General features: G+C 60.1%; 21 protein-coding genes. 12 read left to right on the forward strand and 9 right to left on the reverse strand.

Translation table 11 applies throughout. The features are described from left to right. Nucleotides 1–114 precede the first annotated feature (114 nt). Complete coding sequence (locus GOV87_RS10570) at nucleotides 115–1,098, forward strand: quinone oxidoreductase (protein ID WP_171122707.1); 984 nt, start codon at nucleotides 115–117, stop codon at nucleotides 1,096–1,098. Between the two features lie 70 nt (nucleotides 1,099–1,168). Here the strand turns inward: GOV87_RS10570 and GOV87_RS10575 are convergent, their stop codons facing one another. From GOV87_RS10575 to GOV87_RS10600, 6 genes are all read right to left on the reverse strand, one after another. Further along, on the reverse strand, nucleotides 1,169–1,645 hold the full coding sequence (locus GOV87_RS10575) for a YHS domain-containing (seleno)protein (RefSeq protein WP_171122705.1): 477 nt from the start codon (nucleotides 1,643–1,645) through the stop codon (nucleotides 1,169–1,171). 460 nt (nucleotides 1,646–2,105) lie between these two features. Further along, nucleotides 2,106–2,711 (reverse strand): glycerol-3-phosphate 1-O-acyltransferase PlsY, encoded by a 606-nt coding sequence (gene plsY / locus GOV87_RS10580; protein WP_171124336.1) that lies wholly within the window; start codon nucleotides 2,709–2,711, stop codon nucleotides 2,106–2,108. After that, nucleotides 2,711–3,991 carry a dihydroorotase gene (pyrC, locus tag GOV87_RS10585; RefSeq protein ID WP_171211726.1) on the reverse strand — a complete coding sequence of 427 codons (1,281 nt, stop codon included), beginning with the start codon at nucleotides 3,989–3,991 and terminating at the stop codon, nucleotides 2,711–2,713. The genes plsY and pyrC overlap by 1 nt, the downstream gene beginning before the upstream one ends. Continuing rightward, nucleotides 3,988–4,374 carry a hypothetical protein gene (locus tag GOV87_RS10590; RefSeq protein ID WP_171122700.1) on the reverse strand — a complete coding sequence of 129 codons (387 nt, stop codon included), beginning with the start codon at nucleotides 4,372–4,374 and terminating at the stop codon, nucleotides 3,988–3,990. The genes pyrC and GOV87_RS10590 overlap by 4 nt, the downstream gene beginning before the upstream one ends. Further along, nucleotides 4,359–4,877 carry a hypothetical protein gene (locus GOV87_RS10595; protein WP_171211727.1) on the reverse strand — a complete coding sequence of 173 codons (519 nt, stop codon included), beginning with the start codon at nucleotides 4,875–4,877 and terminating at the stop codon, nucleotides 4,359–4,361. The genes GOV87_RS10590 and GOV87_RS10595 overlap by 16 nt, the downstream gene beginning before the upstream one ends. Further along, nucleotides 4,874–5,809, reverse strand: a complete 936-nt coding sequence (locus GOV87_RS10600) for an aspartate carbamoyltransferase catalytic subunit (RefSeq protein WP_171124341.1) — start codon at nucleotides 5,807–5,809, stop codon at nucleotides 4,874–4,876. The genes GOV87_RS10595 and GOV87_RS10600 overlap by 4 nt, the downstream gene beginning before the upstream one ends. A gap of 323 nt (nucleotides 5,810–6,132) precedes the next feature. Between GOV87_RS10600 and GOV87_RS10605 the strand changes: the two genes are divergently transcribed. From GOV87_RS10605 to GOV87_RS10635, 7 genes are all read left to right on the forward strand, one after another. Beyond that, a complete protein-coding gene (locus GOV87_RS10605) occupies nucleotides 6,133–6,522 on the forward strand; it encodes a hypothetical protein (protein ID WP_171124343.1) in 390 nt (129 codons plus the stop codon). Nucleotides 6,523–6,619: 97 nt separating this feature from the next. Beyond that, a complete protein-coding gene (locus GOV87_RS10610) occupies nucleotides 6,620–7,384 on the forward strand; it encodes a uracil-DNA glycosylase family protein (RefSeq protein WP_171211857.1) in 765 nt (254 codons plus the stop codon). Continuing rightward, entirely contained in the window at nucleotides 7,384–7,983 is a 600-nt protein-coding gene (locus GOV87_RS10615; protein WP_171211858.1) for a metallophosphoesterase, read from the forward strand. The genes GOV87_RS10610 and GOV87_RS10615 overlap by 1 nt, the downstream gene beginning before the upstream one ends. Next, complete coding sequence (locus tag GOV87_RS10620) at nucleotides 7,980–8,600, forward strand: LysE family translocator (protein WP_171211728.1); 621 nt, start codon at nucleotides 7,980–7,982, stop codon at nucleotides 8,598–8,600. Before GOV87_RS10615 ends, GOV87_RS10620 begins: the two co-directional genes overlap by 4 nt. 6 nt (nucleotides 8,601–8,606) lie before the next feature. Beyond that, nucleotides 8,607–9,149, forward strand: a complete 543-nt coding sequence (gene moaB, locus GOV87_RS10625) for a molybdenum cofactor biosynthesis protein B (protein WP_171211729.1) — start codon at nucleotides 8,607–8,609, stop codon at nucleotides 9,147–9,149. A gap of 104 nt (nucleotides 9,150–9,253) precedes the next feature. After that, on the forward strand, nucleotides 9,254–10,708 hold the full coding sequence (locus GOV87_RS10630) for an efflux RND transporter periplasmic adaptor subunit (RefSeq protein ID WP_171211730.1): 1,455 nt from the start codon (nucleotides 9,254–9,256) through the stop codon (nucleotides 10,706–10,708). 6 nt (nucleotides 10,709–10,714) lie between these two features. Continuing rightward, entirely contained in the window at nucleotides 10,715–14,113 is a 3,399-nt protein-coding gene (locus GOV87_RS10635) for an efflux RND transporter permease subunit (protein WP_171211731.1), read from the forward strand. On the opposite strand, the gene GOV87_RS10640 is transcribed toward GOV87_RS10635, so the two are convergent. Both GOV87_RS10640 and GOV87_RS10645 read right to left on the reverse strand, forming a co-directional pair. After that, nucleotides 14,110–14,529, reverse strand: coding sequence for an NUDIX hydrolase (locus GOV87_RS10640; protein WP_171211732.1), 420 nt, complete (start codon nucleotides 14,527–14,529; stop codon nucleotides 14,110–14,112). The two genes, GOV87_RS10635 and GOV87_RS10640, sit on opposite strands and share 4 nt — an antisense overlap. 5 nt (nucleotides 14,530–14,534) lie before the next feature. Beyond that, nucleotides 14,535–15,347 carry a protein-disulfide reductase DsbD domain-containing protein gene (locus tag GOV87_RS10645; RefSeq protein WP_171211733.1) on the reverse strand — a complete coding sequence of 271 codons (813 nt, stop codon included), beginning with the start codon at nucleotides 15,345–15,347 and terminating at the stop codon, nucleotides 14,535–14,537. A 145-nt stretch (nucleotides 15,348–15,492) separates the two neighbouring features. On the opposite strand from GOV87_RS10645, the gene GOV87_RS10650 reads away from it, so the two are divergent. Beyond that, entirely contained in the window at nucleotides 15,493–16,047 is a 555-nt protein-coding gene (locus tag GOV87_RS10650; protein WP_171124358.1) for a YqgE/AlgH family protein, read from the forward strand. On the opposite strand, the gene GOV87_RS10655 is transcribed toward GOV87_RS10650, so the two are convergent. Next, the gene (locus GOV87_RS10655; RefSeq protein ID WP_171211734.1) at nucleotides 16,048–16,998 is read right to left on the reverse strand and encodes an L-threonylcarbamoyladenylate synthase; all 951 of its coding nucleotides are present in this window, start codon (nucleotides 16,996–16,998) and stop codon (nucleotides 16,048–16,050) included. It lies immediately after the preceding gene. A gap of 137 nt (nucleotides 16,999–17,135) precedes the next feature. Between GOV87_RS10655 and GOV87_RS10660 the strand changes: the two genes are divergently transcribed. From GOV87_RS10660 to GOV87_RS10670, 3 genes are read left to right on the forward strand one after another with little or no spacing between them, the layout of a single operon-like run. Beyond that, nucleotides 17,136–18,839: an acyl-CoA dehydrogenase gene (locus GOV87_RS10660; protein ID WP_171211735.1), complete on the forward strand. Its 1,704-nt coding sequence runs from the start codon at nucleotides 17,136–17,138 to the stop codon at nucleotides 18,837–18,839. Further along, nucleotides 18,839–19,885, forward strand: coding sequence for an MBL fold metallo-hydrolase (locus tag GOV87_RS10665; protein WP_171211736.1), 1,047 nt, complete (start codon nucleotides 18,839–18,841; stop codon nucleotides 19,883–19,885). Before GOV87_RS10660 ends, GOV87_RS10665 begins: the two co-directional genes overlap by 1 nt. A 4-nt stretch (nucleotides 19,886–19,889) precedes the next feature. Next, entirely contained in the window at nucleotides 19,890–20,339 is a 450-nt protein-coding gene (locus GOV87_RS10670) for a DUF6173 family protein (RefSeq protein ID WP_171211737.1), read from the forward strand. Nucleotides 20,340–20,375: the final 36 nt, after the last annotated feature.

Raw genomic sequence — 20,375 nt, forward strand, 5'->3', positions numbered from 1 at the left:
CTTAGGCATCAGTATAACACAATTTTTTCCGTTTTGGCGGTTGCTCGCGGTATTGTGCCGATTGTTATGTGTCGCAGGCGTGTTAGCTTGGCGGCAGACAACAGGAGGTTCAGCATGCATCAAACGGCACGAACCGTCGTTATTCACGAACACGGCGGCCCTGAGGTTCTCAAGATCGAAGACCGCCCCCTTGGTGAACCGGGACCCGGAGAAGTACGCATTCGCCATCACGCCTGTGGATTGAATTTCATCGACGTGTACCAGCGCACCGGACTGTACCAGATGGAGTTGCCGCACGCTCTGGGTATGGAGGCCGCAGGGATAATCGAAGCCGTTGGCGACGGTGTGACCCATCTGGAACCCGGCCAACGTGCCGCCTATGCCGCGGCCCCAGCGGGCGCCTATTGCGAAGCGCGTGTCATGCCTGCGGCTCAGGTCTGTCCCCTGCCTGATGAAATCTCGTTCGACGCGGCGGCGGCAATGATGCTCAAGGGCATGACAGTTGAATATCTGTTCCATCGCACGACGCCGCTGAAACGCGGAGACACCGTTCTGTTCCATGCGGCAGCCGGGGGTGTGGGCCTGATTGCCTGCCAATGGGCCAAGTCCGAAGGCATCAAGCTGATTGGAACCGCAGGCACGGATGAGAAATGCAGTCTGGCGCAGTTCAACGGTGCCACCCATTGCATCAATTACCGGACCGAAAACTTTGCGGAACGCGTCGCCGAGATTACGGGTGGCAAAGGCGTGGATGTGGTGATGGACTCGATCGGGGCCGATACGTTCAACGGGTCGCTGGACTGCCTTAGGCCGCTAGGGATGATGATTTCGTTCGGGAATGCATCGGGTCCCGTGCCGCTGATGGATATCGGAATTCTGGGCAAGAAGGGGTCGCTTCAAATCACCCGGCCGACCTTGTTCACCCATATTGCCGATCACGCTGTTTGTCAGGCTATGGCTCGGCGCTTGTTCGGCAAGGTGGCGGGCAATGAGGTCAAGATACACATAGATCAGCGTTTCCCGCTGGAACAGGTCGCGGACGCCCATCGCGCGCTTGAAGCGCGCCAGACCACAGGCAGCACGGTGCTGGAATTGTAAACGGCAACCGTCGTCAAAAAAGAAAACCGGCGGCATTCCTGCCGCCGGTCTTTTCTTCGCAAGGGTTGGCTTACTGCGCTTGCAGTTCGGCCGGAGTTTTGCTTGCGATGTCTTTCCAGTTGGCGTCTGCGGCTTTGTTAAAGCCCGGGATGTCGCCTTCCCAGCGTTCCTGAATGTCAGACGACAGGTTCAGGTACAGCTTGTTGTCAACGATTTTCCAGTAGTTCGGGTCGCCGTCAAACTTGAAGCCCATTGCGGTGCCGAATGCACAGTAGCCGCCATATGCAGGCAGGTACGCTTCGGGGTTTTCTTCAAACGCGACTTTGTTTTCTTCCGATGCAAAACGGTACAGCGCGTCGTTGTGCAGCGCGGTGATGCGGTAGTCGCCTTTGGTCGCTTCGCCAACGGTGAAATAGGCAACCGGGTCATAGCCCTGCAACGCCAGACCAGTCGAGCTTGCGTTCAGTTCAACACCAGCGGCCAGAGCTGTGCTTGCGACTGCGACGGACAGCGCAACGCCGCCGATGAGGGATTTGATCTTGTTCATGGTTTTCACCTTTCGTGAATTGAGCCACCGGACGACGCGCAAATTGTGCCCGGTAAACTCTCGAGATTTTGTTCAGTGCGGTCGGGAATTGGCCGTCACGACCCCGAAATGGGCGGCCTTGGCATCACGTTCAAAACAATGAAATGTGAGGGCGCTGTAATAATTGGATTTCAGGCATGAAAATAGGGCGATGCCTAATAATCCGGCTGAAAACAAAAAACAAACTCAGTGACTTTTTGCACCGACATCTCACATGGGCGCAGCAAGGCGCCGCTGTTTTTCGTGAGGTAAAGGTTCAGGCTGATATAGTCCGGCCCACCTAATTGATGGGCGACAAGTTTGTGGGATTTGCCCCCGGCCAGCTCGGTTCGGGTCAGGACATAGGGATTGCCTTTGAACCGCCCCATTGATGTTCCAGCGGGTAGGGCAAAAAATGCCTGTAGAAAGGGCTGTGTCGCGGTCAAGACTGCCCGATTTTGGGTTCTGTTCCGGCACGTATACGCGCAACATTTGCGCTATGCCGCCAATAGACCAGCAAGGTCAGGATCGCTCCGAGAACGAATGTAGTGGTGTCCGTCAGGATCATGACCCAAATGGTCGAAAGCGCCGCCGCCGCAAGTGCGCCCAGCGACGAAATCCTCCAGATCGCAGCCGCCACCAACCATGTCAGGCAACACGCCACGCCAACGCGCCAGTCCAGGGCCAGCCAAATCCCCAGAAAGGTGGCAACCCCTTTGCCGCCCTTGAATCCCAGCCAGATTGGAAAACAGTGCCCCAGAAAGGCCGCCAGCGCCGCGACCTGAGCCGCATCTTCGCCGGCCATCGCTCGTGCGATCAGGACTGAAACTGCGCCCTTGGCCGCGTCTAACAGCAGCGTCAGGGCGGCTGCCGATTTGTTGCCGGTGCGCAGCACATTCGTTGCGCCGATATTGCCAGACCCGATATTGCGCAAGTTGCCCAAGCCCATGACCTTGGCAATGATCATCCCGAACGGGATGGACCCGATCAGGTATCCAAACACAGCCCACAGCAGTAATTGGGTCATGGAACTGTCAAATGGTGGCATCAGGGTCTCCGGTAAACTTCTTGTCCCGCGACATAGGTTGCGGTGACCTTACCCTGCATCCGCTGGCCGTCAAACGGTGTGTTCTGCGACTTTGATCGCAAGCTGAACCGGTCCAGCACAAATGGGACATCCGGGTCGAACAGAACCAGATCAGCAGGCGCGCCCGGTGCCAGGCGGCCGGATTCCAGCCCCAGCCGTTTGGCCGGATTCAGGGACATGGCGCGGAACAGGGTCGGCAGGTCAAGTTGTTCGCTATGATACAGACGCAGCGCGGCAGGCAGCAGCGTTTCCAACGCCACAGCGCCGGATGCGGCTTCTTCAAACGGCAGGCGTTTGCTTTCCTCGTCCTGCGGGGTGTGCATCGAACTGATCGTGTCGATCAGCCCGGTCCGCACTGCCTCGATCACGGCCTGCCGGTCGTCCTCGGACCGCAGCGGCGGCTTGACCTTGAAGAAGGTGCGATAGTCGGCCACGTCCAGTTCATTCAGCGTCAGGTGGTGGATCGAAGTGCCTGCGGTGATATCCAGCCCGTTTCGCTTGGCGCGCTCCAGCGCGGGCAGGGCGCGGGCGGTGGTGACCTGGTCGGCGTGATAGGCGGCGCCGGTCATCTCAAGTAGGGCGATGTCGCGGTCAAGCCCCATCCGCTCGGCCATGGGGGAAACGGCGGGCAAGCCGCGCAGGGCGGCGAACTTGCCGCTGGTAACGGCGGCCCCTGCGCTGAGGCCCGGTTCCTGTGGATGGGCAATCACCAGCGCGCCGCAGGATTTCGCATAGGTCAGCGCGCGGGAAAACACCTTGGTATTGGCGATCACGTGGTCGCAATCGGTAAAGGCCACGGCACCCGCGTCTTGCAGGAACCCGATCTCGGTCATCTCGCGCCCCTCGCGCCCTTTGGTCAGGGCGGCCATAGGCATGACGTTCACCGGAGCATCCGCCTGTGCGCGGCGGGTGGCGAATTCCAGCGTTTCGGGTGTGTCAACGGCGGGCAGAGTGTCGGGCCGGGTGACGATTGTGGTCACGCCCCCCGCAGCGGCGGCCAGACCTGCGGATCTATAGCTTTCCTTGTGCCGCTCGCCCGGCTCGCACACCTTGACGCCGATATCGACGATGCCGGGGGCAAGGCAATGCCCTCCGCAGTCGATCACCTGCGCGTCGGTGGATGGGGCCGCACCTTCGCCGCGCGCGACGATCCGGCCTCCGGCTATCTGTAGCCAACCGAGGCTGTCTGTCCCGGCCTCGGGGTCGATCAGGCGGGCGTTGGTGAAAAGCTGGTCGGTCATGCCATGGCCCTTTCGATTGCGGCTTTGGTGGCAGCGGGGTCGGCCTGATATTTGATCAGGTGCTTGTCGCCGCCCTTTGTGACGATCTGAACGAAGCTACCCATGATGTTGACGGCCTCGATCTGGTTCAGGGGTACGTTGCGTGGGCCGGGGCCCGTCAGGGCAGTCTCGGACATCTTCCACGTGTTGGTCAGTTCTTCCGAGGCCAGATACCATGCACGGACGCCAACCGCTGCAAGGCCCGCAGGCGCACCGGTCCAGATGTAAGGATTTCCGACCAGCCAAAGCACGACCATTGCACCCGCCATGGCAAAGGCGGCCAGCCATGTGTTGGTGCGGATATAGGCGCTTTTATCGGCGGTGAAGGTTACAGGATCAGCCAAAGAACACCCCCGATCAACAACAGAATCACAAGTCCCAAGACAGCGGACCCGACACGGCGTGGCGTGTCGTCAGCCGAAGCTGCCTGCGAGGCCGAGAACGGCTTGGCGCTTTCAGATGCAATGGCACCGCCGGACCAGTTGGTTGTTTCTTCCGTATAAAGGCCGATGAGGTGCAGCCTTGGATTGGGGTGCAATTCGGCGGCGTTTCCACCGAAAGCTGCGCTGCGAACGGCCATGACCCAGCCGTCAACCGCCTCAAGATCTGTGCGGTTCAACTGATCTTCCGTTACCCCGCACCCCTCGTTGAGATATCCATAAAGCCCCAGGTCTTCGAGGTCGGCGACCGGGAAAATGTCGATTTGATTCGGGTCCAGACCCGCAACCCCCAGAACCTGATCCGCAGCGCCCGGTTCGCGTAGAAACTTCGCCTCTTCCGGGCGCATGCCCAGCGTGAACAGGCGGATCACGCCGTGTTCATGGGGGGCAACGGTCAGATCGCTCATGCGGCCTCACGCTGGTTGCGGGCAAGCAGCTCCATCGCGGCCATGCGGACGGCGACGCCCATCTCGACCTGCTCCTGAATGACCGAGCGGTTGATGTCGTCGGCCAAAGTGCCGTCGATTTCCACGCCGCGATTCATCGGGCCGGGATGCATGACGATGGCGTCTGGCTTGGCTTGCGCCAGTTTCGCGGCGTCCAGCCCGTAGCGGTGATAGTATTCGCGTTCCGAAGGGATGAAGCCGCCGTCCATCCGTTCCTTTTGAAGGCGCAGCATCATGACGACGTCCACGTCGTTCAGCCCCTCGTTCATGTCGTCATAGATTTCAGCACCGAAGTCAGCGAATTGACCGGGCACCAGAGTCGGCGGTCCGATCAGCCGGATGCGGTTTTCCATCTTGCCCAGCAAGATCAAGTTCGACCGGGCCACGCGCGAATGGGCCACGTCCCCGCAGATTGCAATGTTCAGCCGGTGCAGCCGACCCTTGGCGCGGCGAATTGTCAGCGCGTCCAGTAAAGCTTGCGTGGGGTGTTCGTGGCGCCCGTCGCCTGCGTTCAGCACGGCGCAATTAACCTTTTGTGCCAGCAGGTCGACCGCGCCGGAATGGGGGTGCCGCACCACCAGAAGATCGGGGTGCATCGCGTTCAGGGTCATCGCCGTGTCGATCAGCGTTTCGCCCTTTTTGATCGAGCTGGCCTGCATCGCCATGTTCATCACATCCGCGCCCAATCGCTTTCCCGCGATTTCAAAGCTGGCCTGTGTGCGGGTCGAATTTTCAAAGAACATGTTGATCTGGGTCAGCCCCGACAGCACGTCTGAACGCTTGGCTGGCTGACGATTCAGATCGACGTATTTTTCGGCCAGATCAAGAATGGCGGTAATATCGGATTGCGACAGATGCTCGATGCCAAGAAGGTGACGATGGGCGAAACGCATGGGCGGGCTCCTGTCTGACAATCGAGCCGCTTATAAGAAGCTGCGCGAGGCAAGGCAACCTACGGATCGGACCCTTCGGGCAGTTTCTCGCACCCGCCGTCGGGCAGACACTGTTCACCGGGTTTGCACCATTTGCCATAGCCGCAGTCCACCGCCTTGACCGGGACACAGCCCTGATTCTTGGAACACTTGAACCCGGGACGGCATTGCGACCCGGTTTTTTCGCAGAAAAACCAGCCCGGGCGCGAGCATCCACCGCCGGGCAGGCAAGCGGAGCCCGAATCGCAGGTCCGTCCGTCATCGCATTTTAAGGAAGGGAGCGGTTGAAGATCGGGCGTGGTCCGCTCGCACTCACCCCGCGTATTGCAAAAGCTGCCGCCGGGGCAGTCAAGGCGCGACCGGCACTTGTTTACCCCTCGTGGTGCGCATCTGCCGCCTGCGACGCACCGCTCGAACGGGCCACATGTGCGCCCACCCCCGCAATAGGTGCCGCCCATCGGAATACAGTGGCCGTCGAAACTGCATCTTTGCCCGCCGGAACAGCAGCGCGCACCGCATTTGAACTGACCACCGGGGCACTGATTGTTCCGCTCATAGATGCCGCCCCGGTTTGGAAAGGTGTTCCTGTCATACAGACCGCCTCGGTTTTGAAGCTGCGCGAAACCGGGGTCGCCGAGGGGGATCAGCAACAGTGCAATGGCAAGGAATCGTAATAGGACCAACATGAATGAGACAATGCTGAGCGGGACGGGCCATCCGATCAAGTGCTATTCGCTTTCCCTCGGTCAAAAGGTGGTTAGATTGAGGGGTATGGAATCGGCTTTGGACTATCACACGGCGCGGGCTTTGCTGGAATGGCAGGTCGAACTGGGCGCAACAGAAGCGACCGGGGATGTTCCGGTGGATCGCTATGCGCTGCCCGATACCGCGCCCAAGGCCAAAAAGCCTGCAGCAGCCCAAGCCGCGCCCGAAAAGCCGAAACAGGTGGATCCTGTTGCCGTGGCAAAGGCGGCAGCCGCCGGCGCAGGGTCGTTGGATCAGTTGCGCGGCACGATGGATGCGTTCGAGCATTGTGATCTCAAACGCGGGGCGCGCCAATTGGTCTTTGCCGATGGCACACCGGGTGCGCGGGTGATGATCGTCGGCGAAGCGCCGGGCCGCGAAGAAGACCGCGCGGGCAAGCCTTTCGTGGGCAAAGCAGGCCAGTTGCTGGACCGGATGCTGGCCGCGATAGATCTGGACCGGTCCAAAAACGTCTATATCACCAATGTTCTTCCTTGGCGCCCGCCGCAAAACCGCGACCCGAATTCTCAGGAAATCGGTATGATGCAGCCGTTTCTGGAACGCCATGTGGCGCTGGCCAAACCAGATGTGCTGGTCGTCATGGGCAACATCAGTTGTCAGGCTGTGCTAGGCAAGCGCGGGATCACCCGGCTGCGCGGTAAGTGGGATCAGGGGTTTGACCTGCCGGTGATCCCGATGCTGCGGCCCGAAGACCTGCTGCGTCAGCCACAGTTGAAACGGCAGGCATGGGCGGATTTGCTAGAACTGAAAGCCTGGCTGGAGGGTAAGTGATGCGAATTCTCGCGTTCTCAGACCTGCATATGGCACGCAACCGCGCGGCCGAGATTGCCGTGGCCAGCGCCGAGGCTGATCTGGTGATCGGCGCGGGTGATTACTGCAACATGCGACAGGGTCTGGATGAGGCGATGGCGATGCTGTCAGAGATTTCCGCCCCTCTTGTCCTGATCCCCGGAAACGCCGAAAGCGCGGCCGAATTGACGGATGCCGCGCCCGAGGGTGTCCACGTTCTACACGGGTCGGGGATGACTGTGGATGGCCTGCGTCTGTTCGGCCTTGGGTACGGAGTTCCCGTCACGCCGTTTGGTGAGTGGTCCTGTGACTTGTCGGAATCGGAAGCCGCCGAGTTGCTGGAGCGTTGCGACGCCGCCGATATCCTGATCACGCATTCCCCGCCCAAAGGGTATGGCGATACGACGTCAATGGGCGATGCGGTAGGGTCGGTTGCCGTGCGTGATGCGATAGAACGCTTGCAGCCGCAATACTCTTTGCACGGCCATATCCATGACAGTTGGGGCTATCGTGGCGCCATCGGACGCACGCAGATCGCCAATCTTGGTCCTAAAGTGAACTGGTTCGAGGTGACCTCATGATCGAAACGGTGACGTTGCTGGCATTCATACCGGCGGCTATGGCGCTGAATTTTACGCCGGGGGCCGACATGATGTTCTGTTTCGGACAGGGGCTGCGGTCTGGTGCGAAACCTGCACTGATCGCCAGTGCGGGGGTGTCCGCGGGGCTGATGGTTCACGTGTTGCTGGCAGGGCTTGGCTTGGGTGCTGCCGTGTCTACCCTGCCGTGGTTGTTCGACGTGATCCGCTGGATGGGCGTGGCCTATCTGATGTATCTGGCCTGGGGTGCAATCCGGTATGGGGCGGTTTCGGACGACAAACCCGCCAAACCAACGCGATACGCGTTTTGGGACGGGCTGGTTGTGAACCTGACCAATCCCAAGGTCATTCTGTTCGTGCTGGCCTTTATCCCGCAATTTGTGAACCCGGCCATCGGTCCGATCCTGCCGCAATTCCTGATCTTGGGCGTGATCATCGCGCTGGGCGGATTCGTGGTGAATGGGCTGGTTGGGGTTTTCGCAGGCGGTGCGGGGCGAGTGCTGATCTCGAACCCGCGCGCCTCTCGTATCATGGGATGGGTGACGGGCGGTATTTTCACGGCCCTTGCCATTCGACTTGCCATCATGGAAAGGGCCTGACGCTAAATGTCGCGCATTGACGAAACCTTGGATTTCATCCCCGTCCGGATCGCTGTTTTGACCGTATCGGATACGCGCGCGCTGGAGGAAGATCGCTCGGGCCAGACGCTTGTCGACAGGATCGAACGGGCTGGCCATACAGTCGCGGACCGCAAGATCATCCGGGATGAGCGTGCCGAGATTGCTGCGCAGTTGCGGAATTGGGTCGCGGACCCGGAAATCGACGTCGTGATTTCGACCGGTGGTACCGGACTGACCGGGCGCGATGTAACAGTCGAGGCGCATCGCGACGTCTATGAGAAAGAAATCGACGCGTTTGGCACCGTTTTCACCATAGTGTCGATGGAGAAAATCGGCACTTCGGCGGTGCAATCCCGCGCAACCGGCGGCGTGGCCGGAGGAACCTATCTGTTTGCGCTGCCCGGCAGCCCCGGCGCGTGCAAGGATGCGTGGGACGGCATTTTGGAAAAACAGTTCGATTACCGACACCGGCCATGCAATTTCGTGGAAATAATGCCCAGATTGGACGAACATCTGCGACGGAAGTAAACTGTTCACACGTTTAAGCGTTTAACGTGCTTTGTAGCTTGGCAATTTCGACAGCCCGGCTACCTTTTGCAAATGGCAGCCTGATGCAACCGGGGTAAAAGTGAATGCGATTTCTACGGCAGAGCCTTGTCGGTGTTTTTCTGGCGTTTCTGACGCTGGCCCTGCTGTTTGTGGCTGTTCAAATGATCTCGGGCGCTGTTCAGGATGTGCTGACACGCGACGATGAGGCTCCGCAGGCGCGCGAACGTGTGTTTGCCGTTTCCGTCCAGCCAGCCGAGCTTACGACTGTCATCCCCTATCTGGAGGCCTTCGGCGAAGTGCAAAGCCGCAGGCGGCTGGAACTACGCGCCGCTTTAGGGGGGCGTGTGATGTCGCTGTCCGAAGATTTCGAGGATGGCGGCGTGGTGACACAAGGCGAAGTGTTGGTCGAGCTTGACCCCGCCGATGCGCAATCTGCACTGGATCGTGCGAAATCCGATCTTCTGGACGCTCAGTTCGAGGAACGCGATGCCGAGCGGTCCTTGCTGCTGGCGCAGGACGAGTTGAATTCAGCCGAGGCGCAGGCAGGCCTGCGCGGTCGTGCCTTGCAGCGTCAGAAAGACTTGCAGACGCGGGGCGTCGGAACCCCGGCCGCCGTGGAAGAGGCTGAACTGGCCGAGGCATCTGCTCAACAGTCGGTTCTGGCGCGGCGGATTGCACTGGCGCAGGCGGAATCGCGCGTGGATCAGGCGACCACCCTGCTGGCGCGGGCGCGTATCGCACTGGAGGCCGCCGAGCGCGATCTGGATGACATGACAGTAAAGGCGCGGTTTGGCGGTACGCTGACGGATGTGACTCTGGTTGAAGGGCGCTTGGTGTCCGCCAATGAAAAGCTGGCTGAACTGGTCGATCCGAATGCGCTGGAGGTGGCGTTCCGCGTCTCGACTGCGCAATATGTACGCCTGCTGGATGCACAGGGCGGGTTGATCAACGCGCCTGTCACAGTGTCGCTCGAGGTCACAGGCACCGACCTGATGGCGCAAGGGCGTATCAGCCGCGACAGTGGTTCAGCGGGCGAAGGGCAGACCGGGCGGTTGATCTATGCCCGTCTGGACGATGCATCCGGGTTCAAGCCCGGCGATTTCGTGACGGTCACTGTCGAGGAACAACCGTTGGACAACGTCGTGCGCCTGCCCTCGTCCGTTCTGGATGCGGTCGGCACGGTATTGGTACTCGGCGAGGGAGACCGGCTTGAGGCGCTGCCTGTGCAGCTTGTTCGTCGTCAGGGGGATGAGGTCTTGTTGCGCGGTGAGGGTCTGGAAGGCCGCGAGGTTGTGGTCGGCAGAACGCCCCTGCTGGGGGCGGGTGTCCGGGTGCGACCCCTGCGAGCCGAGGCCAACGCAGGCGCATTGGCCGATATGGTCGAGCTGACCGAAGAACAACGCGCGCGGTTGGTGGCGCAGGTCGAAGCCAGTGATCGAATGCCGGATGCTGTGAAGGACCGCGTTCTGGGGCAGTTGCGTGAAGCGAAAGTGCCGGCGTCACTTGTGCGGCGTCTGGAAAATCGGGCAGGGGGGTAAGGCCCGATGATGCGCGACATACCCGGTGCGGCAGGCGGCGTTCTCAGCTACTTTACCCGGCACAGGACGGTCGCCAATCTTTTGCTGCTTGTCATGCTTGTTCTGGGGGCAGCGGCCATCCCGAACATGCGCGCGCAGTTTTTTCCTGATGTCATTCTTGAGCGCGTCGATGTGAACGTCGCGTGGGACGGGGCCGGTCCCGAAGACGTGGATAATGGCATCGTTCAGCTTCTTGAACCTGCGCTGTTGGCGGTCGAGGGGGTGGCCAGTACCGAAACCACCTCGCGCGAGGGGCGGGCAAGTATTCGGATGGAGTTCGAGCCCAATTGGGACATGTCCCGCGCGGTCGAGGATGTCAGAACCGCCGTCGACGGTGTGACCAACCTGCCGGAAGACGCCGACGAGCCGACCATACGCCGCGGCGGGTGGCGCGACCGAGTTACGGATGTGGTGCTCACAGGACCTGTCGCGCCTGACAATCTGGCCAAGTTCACCGATGAGTTGATCAACCGCCTGTTCGCCGTGGGTGTCACGCGGACGACGATCCGTGGCCTTGCGGCCCCTCGTATCGTGGTCGAAGTTCCGACAGCGCAGCTTATTGCAAATGATATCACCCTGTCCGAGATCGCCTCGGCCATCGCTGCCGAAGTAACGGCGAATCCAGCGGGTGACGTTACCGGAGCCAATGCGCGCATTCGGACCGGCACCGAAAAGCGGACGCCAGAGGAAATCGAAGGCATTCCACTCCGCAATTTCGATGACGGCTCAAAACTTCTGATTGGCGATGTCGCCGTGATCCGGGTGGAAGGCGTCAACCGGAATCGAAGCTATTACGTGGGCGAAAACCCGGCCATGTCCGTGCGGGTCGACCGCTCGAACCTCGGGGATGCCATTGAAATTCAGCATACCGTCGAAGATGTGGTTGCCGAGATGCAGGCTAGCCTGCCCGAAGGCGTGACGGTTGAGTTGATCCGCACACGGGCGCAGGCGATTACCAACCGTCTGGATATTCTGATCGACAACGGGCTTGTCGGGCTGGGGCTTGTCGTTTGCCTGCTGTTCCTGTTTCTGAACGCGCGCATCGCCTTTTGGGTTGCGGCGGGTATTCCGGTGGCCATGTCTGCGGCCATCGCCTTCATGTATATAGGCGGGCTTTCGATCAACATGGTCTCGTTGTTTGGCCTGATCATTACGCTTGGCATCGTTGTCGATGACGCGATTGTTGTTGGAGAACACGCGGATTTCCGGGCGCGAAGGCTGGGCGAGGCCCCCATGATCGCTGCCGAACGCGCCGCGCGGCGCATGGCGATGCCTGTCTTTGCCGCGACCCTGACAACTGTGATCGCCTTTTTCGGGTTAACTGCCATTGGCGGGCGGTTCGGAGAGCTGATCCGCGATATCCCCTTTACTGTCATCGCGGTCCTGATCGCCTCGCTTGTCGAGTGTTTTCTGATCCTGCCCAACCACATGGCCCACGCAATCGCGCATTCGGCCAAGGAACATTGGTATGACTTGCCTAACCGGGTGGTAAATCGGGGGTTCCGTTGGGTCCGGGACACTTTGTTCCGGCCCTTGATCGCATGGGCAATCTGGGCGCGGTATGTCGTCGTTGCGGTCATGATCGTATTTCTGGCCAGCCAGATCGCGCTTTTCATTCGGGGCGACGTGAACTGGCGGTTCTTCAACGCGCCCGAGCGCGGCTCGATCACAGGCAATTTCATCATGGTCGAGGGCGCGACCCGCGCCGACACGCTGGCAATGATGCAGCAGGTCCAACGCGCAGCCGAAGAACTGGGCGAGATTTACGAAGAACGCCATGGGCGCAATCCCATCGAATATGTGCTAGCCGAAGTTGGCGGCACCGCGGGGCGCGGTCTGTCGGCAGCGGATGGCAAGGATTCGGACCTGTTGGGCGGGATTTCGATTGAATTGATCGACGCCGATCTGCGCCCTTATTCCAGCTTTGAATTTGTGGGCGAGCTACAGGACTTTGTTCCGCGCCATCCCAAGGTGGAAATCCTCAGCTTCCGGGGCTGGCGGTCCGGTCCGGGTGGTGATGCGATTGACGTTCAGCTTTATGGCGCGGACGTAAATACGCTCAAATCCGCGTCTGAAGATCTGCAATCCGAACTTTCGAAATACCCCGAAGTCTCGGCCCTTGAAGATAATCTGGCATATGACAAGGAAGAGTTCATACTGGATCTCACAGCGCAGGGGCAGGCGCTGGGTTTCCGGATCGAAACGCTGGGTCGGGTTCTGCGCGACCGGTTGAACGGTATTGAGGCCGCCACCTTCCCCGATGGTCCCCGAAGCGCCGAGATTCGCGTGGAACTTCCCGAGGGGGAACTGACCGCCGACTTCCTTGAGCGAACGCTGATGCGCACGCCAGACGGCGTTTATGTACCCTTGGCCGATATCGTGTCCGTACAGCGAAAGTCCGGGTTCTCGACCGTGCGGCGCGAGAACGGCTTGCGGGTGGTCTCGGTCTATGGCGACATTTCCGAGGATGACCCCGCCCGGGCCGCCGAAATCGCCCGCGCGATGCAGGAAGAGATTTTGCCCGGCATCGCCTCGGAGCGCCAGGTCGAATGGACGATGGCAGGCCTGAGTGAACAGGAGGATGAATTCCTGTCCGAGGCGCGGACTGGTCTGATTTTGTGCCTGACGGGGATTTATCTGGTTTTGGCTTGGGTCTTCGCCAGTTGGACGCGACCTCTGGTCGTTATGGCGATCATACCGTTTGGCTTGGTCGGAACGATTTGGGGGCACTACGTCTGGGACGTGCCGCTGAGCATGTTCACAGTAGTGGGGTTGTTGGGGATGACTGGGATCATCATCAACGACTCGATTGTTCTGGTGACGACCATCGATGCTTACCGACAAGAGCGTGGGCTTGTGCCTTCGATCATTGAAGGAACGGCAGACCGTTTGCGGCCGGTGATGCTGACGACGCTGACTACTGTTTTGGGGCTCACGCCGCTTTTGTATGAAGGATCGCAACAGGCGCAATTCCTCAAGCCGACGGTTATTACTCTGGTCTACGGGCTGGCCTTCGGGATGCTGCTGGTTCTGCTGCTGGTTCCTGCGCTGCTGGCCATTCTAAATGACCTGTCGCGCCCGATGACTGCCATGCGCAGGGGGCTGCGGGCACCGGACCGCGTCGTGCGCGGTGCGCTGGCTGTGACGGGGCTGGTCATGTTGCTGTGGCTTGGCGTGACGATGGTTCTGCCAGCCGTGACCGGCATACCGTTTGGACCGCTGTCGGGACTTTATGCCGGTGAGGATGGACCCGCTGTATTGCAGATGGGGCTTGGCGCCTTCTTTGCCGGGGCGGTGCTGATCCTTCTGCTTTCCGTCACATTGTCCAGCCTGCTGTATGTACGTCTGAAAGGGCGGCCAGCCTAATCGCGGTTTAGCGCGGTTTCCAGCAAATCAGGCACTCGGTCGCTCATGGCCAGCTCGCCGCGACGGATTTGATCCAAGGGAAACCAGCGCGCATCCTGCGCGTCGTCTGCGGCAATAGGGGTTCCTGAGCGGTATGCACAGGCGACACCGACCAGCAGGTAATGTGACAGCACTGCGCCTTGCGCGTCCCGGCGAAGAAGGTCCAGATTATCCAGATATCGCAAAGGCTCGGCAATGACCGAGGTTTCTTCGCGCAATTCCCGTTGCGCGGCCTGCAAAACGGTTTCGCCCCATTCCACGTGGCCGCCGGGAAAACCCCAAAGCCCCGCGTCGGGCTGTTTGCTGCGCTGGACCAACAGAACCTGTTCGTTATGGACGACGACGGCCAATGCGCCGATTTTAGGAGTTTGCGTCATGCCCGTCAGCCTGCGCTGCACCCCCGAATATCAACCGCGTGGCTTGCGCCTAAAACGGTAATCCGAATCTCGGATCGGTCCAGCGCAAAGGCACCGCCGGATTCGCTGATCACCTCAGACGTGGCAACCAGCGTGTCACCCTGGCGTTCCGTTTCCGGGGGCGAGGCCCACAGCATCGGGTTGCCGGGTTCGATCACGGCGATCTCACGCCCTCCGGCCGAGGGCATGGTGACGCGGGCCTCGATCTGCATTCCGTCCGACGTGGGCGTCAGACGGCAACTGGTGTGCGCCACGCGTGCCTCTTTCGCTGAAAACGGGCGTTGTGCAAGCGCGGCAGCGATCGCGGGATTGCGACCCGCATCGGCATTTAGCGTATGATCAAAGCCCAACTGCTCGGGGATGCACACATCCTTGCAGACGCCCAAATCCATTGTTCCCCGCAAGCGAACGGGTTTGGCGGCATTCTTCGGTGTGATTTCAACGGGAAGAACCAGTTGATCCTGGTATCCGATAGATTTCAAACCGTTCTGATCGAAGACCGAGGGCGCGGGCCATGTAAAGGATATATCGCCCACATTGTCCGAGCCGCTCCAGTTAAACTGAGGCGGAATTCCGGCATCTCCGGGCGCGCGCCAGTAGGTTTTCCAACCTTCCTGCAAAGTCACACGCATAGCCCCCAGATAGGTGCCCTGCGCGGTGCGGCCCCCATCCAGCACGTCCAGTTCGACCACCGACCCTGTGACCTGAGCCAAAGCTGGCCCGGATGTCAAAAAGCTCAGGGTCAATGCGACCGCAGGTAATGTCCCGTTTACTTTCATACCCAATACATGCGCGGAGTTGGGCCAGAATCCAAGTCACGTTCCGGTCACCAGAATGAAATCCGCGGAAATCTGCGTTGATCTCTTGCCAATCCAAGTCCCCCAAGGTCATTGTTGAAGGGTACTCAGCAAGAGATGGCATTTTATGGACCTGACCGGAAAACTGTTGATTGCCATGCCCGGCATGGGGGATCCGCGCTTTGATCATTCGGTGGTCTATATGTGCAGCCACGGGGAAGACGGTGCCATGGGGCTGATTGTGAACAAACCGTCGGACCTGCGGATCAAAGCCCTGCTTGAACAGCTAAATATCGCCTGCGAGATCCCGATCATAGGCGAGCGGCTGGTCCATTTCGGAGGTCCGGTCGAAATGTCCCGTGGATTTGTGCTGCACAGTTCGGATTACGACGCGAACCTGCATTCGATGAAAATCTCGGACGATTTCAGCATGACCGCCACTTTGGACGTGCTTGAAGATCTTGCCTCGGGGAAGGGGCCTTTGAATTCCACGCTGGCGCTGGGCTATTCTGGCTGGGGGCCGGGGCAGCTTGAGGATGAGATCGCCCGAAACGGTTGGCTGACGACCGAGGCGTCGTCGCGGCTTGTGTTCGACGTTCCCGATGATGAGAAATGGGAAGCTGCACTTGCAACGCTGGGTGTGGACCCTCTGACTTTGTCGGCAAGCGCCGGGCGCGCCTGATCAGCTATCGCGCGGGGCGGCTGCACGGCGGAGCCGGTCATTGATAGCCACACCCAAACCGTGATCCGGGATCGGCGATACCGCAATGGGCCGGCCTGTCTCGTTAAGGCTGTGCAGCGCGGCAAACAGATTGGCCGCCGCCTCGGTCAGGTTTCCGTCCGGCGACAGATTCAAATCGCATTCGACCGCCCCAAACCCCAGCAGAACTTCGTCGCCCTGCGTTTCGCAGGCGTTTAGCCGAACAGGTGCGTCCGGGGCGTAATGCGACTGCAATTGCCCCGGCGCGGACAACGGGTCCCCCGGCAGGTGGAGATGCAGTTGAGTGTTCAGAACGGATTCGATCTGTTCCAGCGCCACTCCGCCGGGGCGGAGCAGGGCCGGGGCGCCAGCCAACCCGACGATGGTGGATTCCAATCCCACACCACAGGGCCCGTCGTCCAGAATGGCGGCGATGCGACCGTCCAGCCCGGCCCGCACGTGATCGGCCGTGGTCGGGCTGATCTGACCCGAAGGGTTGGCCGAAGGCGCCGCAACTGGCCCGTCAAACGCACCCAGCAGCGCGCGTGCCGTGGGATGCGCTGGAACGCGCACGGCCAGCGTGTCCAACCCGGCGGTCACCAGAGAAGAGATGCCGTGGTCTGGGCGCAAGGGCAGCACCAATGTTAGCGGACCGGGCCAAAAAGCTCGCGCCAGCTTTTCCGCCAGATCGGACCATTCAACAAAGCGCTGAGCGGCTTCGACAGACGCAACATGCGCGATCAACGGGTTGAAACTGGGGCGTCCCTTGGCGTCGTAAATGCTGGCCACGGCCTCGCCATTTCGGGCATCTCCGCCGAGCCCGTAAACCGTTTCGGTCGGAAAGGCGACCAACAGCCCCTGCCGTAACAGGTCCGCAGCCTGCGCTATTCCGCTGGGGGTCGCGGTATATTCCCGTGTGCCGTTAGGACTCATTGGCGGTGACGCTGCGTTTTGATTGCGTGTAACATTGGTAAAGCTACGTAATCGTTCAAACCCAGATGCATATAGGTCGGCGGTGGAATTTCCAACCCCGCCATATTAAACCGAACGAAACAACTCCGAGGGAAGACATGCCGTACCGCGCGCCAATCGCTGATTATGAATTTTTGCTACGAAACGCGATCGGGTTTGACCAGATCGCTGCGACTGAAAAATTCGCGGAAGCCAGCGAGGACGTAGTCAGCGCCATCCTGACCGAGGCCGGGAAGATGTGCGAAGAGATTATGGCACCGCTTCAACGCCCCGGTGATCTGGAACCCGCGCGTCTGGAAAACGGCGTGCTGCGCACCTCGCCGGGCTATGCGGACGGCTGGAAAGCGATTGCCGAAGGCGGTTGGATCGGGATGAGCGCGGACCCCGAATATGGTGGCATGGGCCTGCCGATGACTTTGACCACAGCAGTAAACGAAATGATGGCTGCTACTTGTCTGTCGCTGCAACTGGCCCCTTTGATGACACAGGGCCAGATCGAGGCGCTGGAACATCACGCCAGTGATGAGTTGAAAGAGTTGTACCTGCCCAAGATGATCGCAGGCGAATGGTCGGGCACCATGAACCTGACCGAACCGCAGGCCGGATCGGACGTTGGTGCGCTGACTTCAAAAGCGGAACCCAATGGCGACGGCACATATGCGGTGTCGGGTCAGAAGATCTATATCTCGTGGGGTGACAACGATTTTGCCGAAAACGTCTGCCATCTGGTTCTGGCGCGTTTGCCCGATGGAGTGCCGGGCACAAAAGGTATCTCATTGTTCCTGGTGCCAAAATACCTGCCGGACGAGAGTGGAAACCCCGGTGTGGCCAATGACCTGAAAGTGGTCTCGCTGGAACACAAGATGGGTCTGCATGGTTCGCCGACCTGTGTGATGCAGTATGACGGTGCCAAGGGCTGGCTTGTTGGTAAGGAACATGGCGGCATGGCCGCGATGTTCACCATGATGAACAACGCGCGCCTGGGCGTTGGCGGTCAGGGAGTGGGTGCTGCGGAAGGTGCCTATCAGCACGCGGTGCAATATGCTTTGGAACGGAAACAAGGCAATACACCGTCCGGGACCATTATCGACCACGCGGATGTGCGCCGGATGTTGATGGCGATGCGGGCCGACACTTTTGCTGCGCGCTCGATCATGCTGGCAAACGCGGCTGCGATCGACATGGCCGATGCCACTGGCGACGCGGATTGGAGCGCGCGTGCGGCGTTGCTGACCCCGATCTGCAAAGCGTTTGGCACCGAAACCGGTATGCGTGTCTCGGAAACCGGTGTTCAGGTGCATGGCGGCATGGGCTTCATCGAAGAAACCGGAGCTGCACAGTTTTACCGCGACGTCCGTGTGACTGCGATCTACGAAGGCACCAACGGCATTCAGGCCATGGACCTTGTTGCCCGCAAGATGATGGATGGTGGCGAAGCCGCCAGCCGCCTTCTGGACGAAATCGAAGATCACGCAGAAAAAGCGCGCGCGACTATGCCCGAATTGGCCGGACCTGTCTGGGAAGCCACCGAGAGCCTGCGTGAAGCTACCGAATGGCTTGTGTCGCAGACCGACATGAATACCCGTTTCGCCGGTGCGGTGCCCTATCTGCACGCCTTCGCGCGTGTTCTGGGTGGGCATTATCACCTCAAGGCGGCTCTGGCGGAACCGGAAGGCCCCCGCTTTAAGCTGGCGCGCTACTATGTAAATGCGCTGCTGCCTGAATTCGCGGGTCTTCTGGCGCAGGCGCAGAACGGCGCGGACGATGTCTACGCCCTCAGCGTGGACGAGCTGGCAGCCTGATGGACGGCGATACCTCTTTGGCGATCCGCTATCCATGGCCCGAGCCTCCGGCTACGGGCCAAGCGATCGAGGTCGCCGAAGGTATTCTGTGGATGCGGTTACCGCTGCCCATGGCGCTGGATCATGTCAATGTCTATGCGTTGGATGACGGTGATGGATGGACGCTGATCGACACCGGATTCTCGTCGAATAAGACCCGTGCCATCTGGGAAACCCTGATGGCTGGCCCCTTGGCGGGTAAGCCGGTCAAACGCGTGGTGGTCACCCACCATCATCCGGATCACATCGGCAATGCAGGTTGGTTCCAATCCGAACACGGCGCGGAACTGATCACGACCCGCACGGCTTGGTTGTTCGCGCGAATGCTGACGCTGGATGTGCAGGAAAACTGGCCGCAGGAAACGCTGGACTATTATCGCAGCGCTGGCATGGCGCCGGACATTCTGGCCAAGCGCTTGACCGAGCGGCCCTTTAACTATTGCGACACGGTTTATCCGATGCCGTTGGGCTTTACCCGGATCAAGCAGGATGGCGTGATCCGCATGGGTGGTCGCGACTGGGTCGTGCATATGGGCAATGGCCACGCACCCGAACATGCCACATTCTGGAGCCGCGACGACAATCTGGTGATTACGGGTGATCAGATTCTCAGTTCGATCAGTCCCAACCTTGGCGTCTTTGTCACCGAACCGATGGCGGACCCGGTCGCTGAATGGCTGGAGGCGTGCGAGCGTCTGCAAGGTCTGGCCCGGCCTGACCAACTGGCGCTGGGTGGGCATAAGCTGCCATTTACCGGTTTGCCACTACGGATGAAGCAGTTGATCGAAAACCACCACAGTGCACTGGATCGCCTGCGCGACTATCTGGACACGCCCAGAACCGCCGCCGACTGTTTCCTTCCGCTGTTCAAACGCAAGATTTCCGAGGGTGAGTACGGGCTGGCTTTGGTTGAGTCGGTTGCACATCTCAACCATCTTTACCACATTGGTGCTGTCACCCGGACGCTCCGCGCGGACGGGGCGTGGGAGTTTCAGCGCAAAGGGTAAAGGTATGGACAAGATCGAAACCTCGGCCGAGGCAGCAGAATCCGCGGCCCTTCCCCGATGTTACGAGGTTCATTCCAACCCCGATGCGAAATCCGGTGCAAAAGACCTGCCCGACCCGTTGAAGACGCCCGTAGAAACCAAAAGCCCTGCGCAATGGGCCTATGAGCGTCTGATCCTGTACATCCAGAACTTTGAGCAGACATTGGACAGCGACCACGAGATCGCGATGGGCTTTACCGGCGGCGATGCGGGTGTAATGCGGATCGAAGGGATGGGGTATTTTGACCCCGATGTCATCACTTTCTACGGTTCGGACGCGACTGGTGCGCGAACCCAGCTTGTGCAGCATGTGAGCCAATTGAACGTGATGCTGCGCGCCCTGCCGAAATCGATCGAAGACAAACCCGCAAATCGCATCGGGTTCCGGCTGGCGGCTAATCTGGAAGAAAGCTGATCGCCTGACTTGCAATTCGTGACGGCGCGGCCTTGA

This window comes from Ruegeria sp. HKCCA5426, from assembly GCF_013034585.1.
Classification (GTDB): domain Bacteria; phylum Pseudomonadota; class Alphaproteobacteria; order Rhodobacterales; family Rhodobacteraceae; genus Ruegeria.